We start from the raw sequence: 430 nt of genomic DNA, 5'->3' as shown, positions 1-430 counted from the left end.
TAGGGCGTGGACTCATAAACCCTGGTCCAGAGGCGGGTTGAGCCGAGTGCGACTGCCGCGAGAAAGTTGCGAGCGAGCTTGTCGAAGCGGGTCGCGATGCGCCTGAAATGCTTGAGCTTGCAGAAGAAGCGCTCAACAAGATTGCGCTTGCGGTAGATGCGGCGGCTGACGGAGCGTTGGACCACTCGCTGGCTGGTGGAAGGAATATGAGCCCTAGCTCCGCGGGCTCTGATCATGTGCAGGAGGGCATCGGCGTCGTAACCACGGTCGGCCACAACATCACGGCATTTGAGCCCTTGGAGCAGAAATGGCGCGGCACGCAGATCGTGGGCCTGCCCCGGGGTTAGCATCAGCCGGACCGGCAGTCCGTTCTCGTCGACGACCGCATTGATCTTGGTGCTCAGTCCTCCACGAGAACGGCCAATGGCGT

At 61.6% G+C, this 430-nt stretch carries 1 protein-coding gene; it reads right to left on the bottom strand.

The window, feature by feature from the left end; all coding sequences use genetic code 11:
• Positions 1-430, bottom strand: a 430-nt coding sequence (locus HL671_RS37905) for an IS5 family transposase (RefSeq protein ID WP_172244268.1), incomplete at both ends; no start/stop codon positions are given.

Origin of the sequence: Bradyrhizobium denitrificans (genome assembly GCF_013179005.1) — a bacterium.
GTDB classification, from domain to species: Bacteria; Pseudomonadota; Alphaproteobacteria; order Rhizobiales; family Xanthobacteraceae; genus Bradyrhizobium; species Bradyrhizobium denitrificans.
Note: the sequence above shows the minus strand (reverse complement) of the source record. Positions and strands in the feature narration are given on the sequence as shown.